We start from the raw sequence: 6,151 nt of genomic DNA, 5'->3' as shown, positions 1-6,151 counted from the left end.
TTATTCGGTTTGTATTTGCTAACTTTAGTGCTTAAACACGCCACTAACCATACACATCAACGTTGGGCATAATGCTGAAAAAAGGACAATAAAAATTAAATACGATGAAAAGAATAAATTTTTTTCTGATAATATTTATAGCAATTTTGTTTGTATCCTGTAATGAATCTCCAAAAAAGACTCTAGACAGTAAGCAAAGTACTAATGAATATGCAATAATTTATAACGTGTTGGTCAATGATTCCACAGACAATTATGACGTATTCAAGATTGATATTGATGGAAGCAATCAAAAGAACATTACCGATCTACCAGGTGTCGAATGGAGTTACATTTCCGACAAGGACAAGGTTTTATTTATCTCTGATAAGGACACCTGCCATCGTTGTTTCAGATTATATCAAAGTGATTTTAAAGGAGAAAACTTAAAGAAGATTTCAGACATTCTTCTTGCTGATAGTTGGATGAGTAGCAGAAACAACGGGGAAGAACTTATAGTAAAACCTAAAGCTGATTCTACTTTCTATGTATTTGACTTAAAAGGAAATATTTTAAGCAAATTAAAAACAGGTTTGCCATATTCAGGTGACCCTCTATTTGTTAACAACGGAAAACAAATTGTTTTCAGAGGAGGAAGGACAAAATCCAAACTCATTGAAGGATTTAATGAAGAGTTATACATAATCGATGAAAATGGTCAAAATAGAAAGCAATTAACCACTTACCCTGTAAACGATACAACAGCGGGTAAATTTGGTTACAAAGCAGGGACACCTAAACTTCATCCAACTGAAAACTATATCACCTACCAGAGCAAACAAAACGGAAAATATAGTTTATATGCAGTTAGTCTTGACGGTCAAAAACAATGGAAACTAACAGACAACAAAGAAAATGAAGGATGGCACGATTGGAGTCCCGATGGAAAGTGGTTGGCAATTGAACTATTTGACAATGAACAAACTCAATTTCATATTGGACTAATGAATTGGGAAACCAAAGAATTGAAAATACTGACTGATTCAACCTATCAATATCAACAATGTCCGAATTTTGTGATTAAGAACTAAAGCACATACGCCCAACAATGTATATACAAAATAGGCGATATTGTAGTGATTTCAAGGATTGTAGTCCGCTTCAAAATTGTAACGGTTTAATAAGTTCGAAGCCCGCAATCGCCTACTTTGCATATACTAAACGTTGTGCTTCATTATAACCAACCTTAACCAATGATAAAATTCTTTAGAAAAATACGCCAGCGATTACTCACCGAAAATAAATTCAGCAAATATCTACTTTATGCTATTGGTGAGATAGTTCTTGTGGTTATCGGAATATTGATTGCATTATGGATTAATAACCTTAACCAACAACGTAAAATAAAAACGGAAGAGCAAGTTGTTTTAAAGCAACTTAAAAATGAATTTACCATCAATCTAAAACAGTTAAACTCAAAGATAGATTTACGAAATGATATGTTGAAAGACTTTGAAGATTGCTTAAACTATTTCACAAATCAAGAAATAGAAAGCGATTCTTTATTCATAGCTAAATTAGGTTCACTATATCTAACACTAACCTTTGACCCCATTCAAAACGATTTAGTTGGCTCGAGAAGCATTCAAATAATATCAAATAAAGAATTGAAAAGACTTCTCACGAATTGGACATCTGATGTTCATCAATTGCGAGAAATGGAGCAGTTATATGTGAACTATTATACTGGTTCCATAATGACCTTCATGGACAAAACTGGAACAGGAAGAAATATTCTCAAAAGATTCTGGGAAGATAGTAATAAAACAGCCTATTTACTAGCAAATGAAAATGCTAATTACAGGAAAATTGATAAGTCTAATTTATCAACAAACTCTTTAGAATTACTGAAAAACTATGAACTGGAAAGTATTATTTCTCACGCCTACGGATTGAACCTCACGAATAATTATGAATCACAAGCTTTGAAAAAACATATTAATAAAATATTAGAAGTATTAGATTTGGAAATAGAAAAATAACGAGAGCACAACAACTTGTTTAATTAATGGCTAGTTTTCGCCTCTTCTGAAAATCCTCGTAGATTTTTGCTAAGCACAGTTCGCTATGCTCGTGTCTATTCAGTTTTAATTTGCTAAATTAGGTGCTTAAACCACGTAACACACGAGCATAGCGAACTGGCCAAAGCAAACCATAAACAAACACGTTGTGCCGTATGTAAACCATTAACAAAAAAACCTCAAACTAAAATTAGATGAACTTTAAGGAATTTCAAAAAGACATGCGTATTGCCTATTTAGGTGGAGGAACAGGTATTTTAGTTTCAGGTATAATCTGGCTAATTTCTGGATTTGCTGGAATGTATTTAACAAAAGAAACAAGTATTTTAACCTTCTTTATAGGTGGAATGTTAATTTACCCTTTGGGAGTATATTCTGTAAAGCTCTTAAATAGAAGTGGAAAACACCAAAAAAATAATCCTCTCGCCAAGTTAGCTTTTGAAAGTACCGCAATATTGTTTATTGGACTTTTTATAGCCTATTCGATTTTCCAAATACAAAAATCGTGGTTTTTTCCAGTTATGCTTATGATAATTGGCGTAAGGTATTTGGTGTTTCAATCAGTTTACGGAATGAAAGTATATTGGATTTTGGGGCTGTTTTTAATAGTATCGGGGATGTTATGTTTGATTTCAAACCAACCTTTTCATTTTGGTGGAATCACAGGTGGAATTATTGAATTAATTTTTGGAATCATGGTTATTGTTATGGAAAGAAAAACAAATGAAACTTGAACTTAAAAAAACACAAGGCATAACTCGGTGTATAAATAATAGCAGTTTAAGTGATAAAACGAAAGTATAAACATAAAACAAAGGTCAGTGCAAAACTGAAAAGTTAGTGAGTAGAAATCCACTACTACTCATAGCCGAGACCATTAACCTTCATTAAGAAACAAAAACTAAATTATGATTAAGTTCTTTAGACGAATTAGACAACAGCTTTTAACTGAAAATAAGTTTAGTAAATATCTACTTTATGCCATTGGTGAAATCGTTCTCGTTGTTATAGGAATTTTAATTGCTTTGCAAATTAATAATTGGAACCAAGAACGTATAGAGCATAAAGAAACTGAAGTCTTATTGAGAAATCTTAAGTTTGAAGTTGAAGAGAACATCAAAGATTTGAAAGACCAACAAAGTATATTAAACGTTCGAAAAAGTTGGGCAGATTATATACTCAACTCACTTGACGACCAAAAAGCAATAGATTCTACAATGTTTATTACTGCCATAACAAGGGTTGGTTGGATTATGGATTACTCTCAAATGCTTCCTACTTATACTGAAATAGTTAGTTCTGGGAAATTATCATACATTAATTCAGAAAATCTTAAAAAAGCGTTAGCAGATTATCAATCACAAGTAGAATTGAATCAGCAAATTACATCTTCTTATAATCCTGCCTTAAAGGAAACCGAAAGATTGGCTATTGGCCACCTTAATGGAATGCCTGTAGCTTCTAATTTAATTAAACCTGTCTCTTCTTATATGGGAATAAGTTTTGATTTAAAGTCAATAGCTACCGATACCGAATTCTATAAAAACATAAAACATATTTCTTTTCAATCGGCTATGACCATTGATTATATAAGCGACCAACTTATAACAAGTACAGAAAGATTAAAAAGTTTAATAGACGATGAAATTAAAAGCTATTAAATGAATAGACAAAATGTAAGACATAATAAATATTGAACTGAAGGTAAAAAAAAAAATAACGAAAATCTGTCTGCCATGCCTAAGGCAGGCAGCTATTATTATTGAAACGTTAAGCCTAAGCTTAAAAAACAAACACTTAAACTAAATAAAACGTGCTATGACAAATACAAAAGAAAACGTAGTTTGGATAACAGGAGCTTCGTCTGGTATTGGCAAAGCTATGGCCTTTGAGTGGGCAAGACTAGGATATAAAGTGGTGCTTTCTGCCAGACGTAAAGACTTATTACAAGAGATTGCTCTGGAGATTAAAAATTCAGGTGGAGAAGCCTTAGTTATTCCAGTGGATATTATGGAAGAAAAATCTATAGAATCTGCTGTTCAAAACATTATAAGTACTTGGGGACGTCTAGATATTGCTGTGGCCAATGCTGGTTTTGGTGTATTTGGAAGTATAGATACATTAACTGAAAAAGATTGGAACAGGCAATTACAAGGTAATGTTACTGGCTTAGCTTTAACGGTAAAATATGCCCTACCACATTTAAAGAAAAACCAAGGTCGTATAGGTTTAGTAGGCAGTGTAGGTGCTTATCTTCCTAATCCTCATGTGGGCGCCTATGGCGCTTCAAAAGCTGCTGTGCATTCCATTGGTCTGACCTTACAAGTTGAATTAAAAGATACTGGTGTAAGTTGTACCACTATACATCCTGGATTTGTTGTGTCTGAAATTGCCAGAATTGATAATGAAGGCGTCTGGCATCCGGAACGTCCAGATCCACGTCCATCAAATTTAATGTGGCCAACAGATAAAGCCGCGAAAGTTATGGTGAAAGCCATATTGAAGAGAAAAAGAAATTATGTTTTTACAACTCACGGGAGAGTTTTAGTTTGTTTACAGCGTTGGTTTCCTAGCTTGGTGAGAACTATGGTATCAAAAGGTCCAAAACCTGAATAAAAATGCAGTTTCCCTAAAACAAAAAAAATGCATTACTATAGTAGGGATATATAGTGCAGTTGGCAACAATTAAATCATAATGCATAATAAAACGAAAATAATTAGAACTTGGAAAGGCTGGACAACTTTAGAAAATGCGTCTATCTACGAAAACATGCTTTAGCCTTAATGGACCATTATAAACATATTTATGCAGATTTAGGAGTTATTTTATAGGAAGGTGGTATGTAACCTATTTGTACTGAAGATTTTTTAAGACAAGCTAAAAAAGCAAATCTGTTAGATAAAGTCATGTACGGATCTGATGCTATGGTATGGTTTCATGATATTGAGAAAAGTATCAAACAACTTGATAGTTATGTTTTTTTGATAGATGAAGACAAGAGAACAATATTTTATTACAATGCTTTAAACTTTCTAATTATAAATGAATAGTTTGTTTCGCTAGTACTTTATTAATTGTATATCATAAAAGCTGAAGTAAGAAAATTAGTATAAAACTCTTGGTTTAAAAACCAAAAACATCTGTGTAATGCAGTAAAATCCGATGTAATGCATTTTTTTCTAGTTTTTGTCAACTTTATTACATATAATTGCATAGAATTAGGTTGTTATTAGAATTAATAATAGGCAATAAGATAATTGAATAATATTTTTAGATAATTTAAAACAAAAAAATAAATGTATATACAAATTATTTCATTTAACTAATTCATATTGTTTATATTATGGTTGTCAAAGAATAAAACGGTATTTTAACGAATATATTTGTTCTTAGAAACATAACACAATAATTTCGTTTATCCCTCTCGAACAGTTAATAGCAAATTAGTATCAAATATTAAACTTTTGTTCATTAATCCATTTAATTTTTAAGTTTAGTATTAGTTACTCAGTTTGGTGCCCTATAACTTTTAACTATTATGAGTATGAAAAAAATTACTTTTTATTTACTTATTGTTACTATCGTGTTTACAAGCCTAACAAGCTTGTCTAAAAACATATATAGTTCTCCTTTTATAGAATCTACATTTGAATTTACAAATTACTTAGATAATTATGTGTCGTTAAAACCAAATGATTCGGCACTTCCTATAGCAGATGCTAATTGTCAAAACATTACAGTTTATTTAGATGCAAGTGGAAATGCTTCTATATTAGCTTCTGACATAAATATTGGTAGTGTTGGAGATGGTTTTTCAATTGACATATCAACGTTTTCATGTTCAGATATTGGTTTACCAGTTGATGTTACTTTAACTGTTACAGACAGTAGCGATGGTTCAAGTGATACTTGTACAGCACAAATTACTGTTTTAGATAGCAATAACCCAACCATAACTCTTAATGGACTTGCTATTATATCTGTAGAAGCTTGTAGTTCATATACTGAACAAGGTGCTATAGCTAATGACAATTGCTCAGTTACTGCCCCAATTGCTATCGATGCTTCTGCCGTTAATATGAATGTTCCT

General features: G+C 31.8%; 6 protein-coding genes. All 6 read left to right on the top strand.

What is annotated here, in order from left to right:
• Nucleotides 1-146: 146 nt before the first annotated feature.
• Nucleotides 147-1,070 carry a TolB family protein gene (locus FVF61_RS07600; RefSeq protein ID WP_158635198.1) on the top strand — a complete coding sequence of 308 codons (924 nt, stop codon included), beginning with the start codon at nt 147-149 and terminating at the stop codon, nt 1,068-1,070.
• Between the two features lie 162 nt (nt 1,071-1,232).
• Nucleotides 1,233-2,021: a DUF6090 family protein gene (locus FVF61_RS07595; RefSeq protein ID WP_148454976.1), complete on the top strand. Its 789-nt coding sequence runs from the start codon at nt 1,233-1,235 to the stop codon at nt 2,019-2,021.
• 233 nt (nt 2,022-2,254) lie between these two features.
• Entirely contained in the window at nt 2,255-2,794 is a 540-nt protein-coding gene (locus FVF61_RS07590; RefSeq protein WP_148454973.1) for a DUF7010 family protein, read from the top strand.
• A 174-nt stretch (nt 2,795-2,968) separates the two neighbouring features.
• Nucleotides 2,969-3,721 (top strand): DUF6090 family protein, encoded by a 753-nt coding sequence (locus tag FVF61_RS07585; protein WP_148454971.1) that lies wholly within the window; start codon nt 2,969-2,971, stop codon nt 3,719-3,721.
• A 157-nt stretch (nt 3,722-3,878) separates the two neighbouring features.
• The gene (locus FVF61_RS07580) at nt 3,879-4,676 is read left to right on the top strand and encodes an SDR family NAD(P)-dependent oxidoreductase (RefSeq protein WP_148454969.1); all 798 of its coding nucleotides are present in this window, start codon (nt 3,879-3,881) and stop codon (nt 4,674-4,676) included.
• Nucleotides 4,677-5,605: 929 nt separating this feature from the next.
• A partial coding sequence (locus FVF61_RS07570) for a hypothetical protein (RefSeq protein ID WP_148454967.1) occupies nt 5,606-6,151 on the top strand: 546 nt, incomplete at its 3' end.

Origin of the sequence: Xanthomarina maritima, from assembly GCF_008084905.1 — a bacterium.
In the GTDB taxonomy this organism is placed as follows: Bacteria; Bacteroidota; Bacteroidia; order Flavobacteriales; family Flavobacteriaceae; genus Xanthomarina; species Xanthomarina maritima.
The sequence above is the reverse complement of the archived record's forward strand: the minus strand, read 5'-3'. Positions and strand labels throughout refer to the sequence as shown.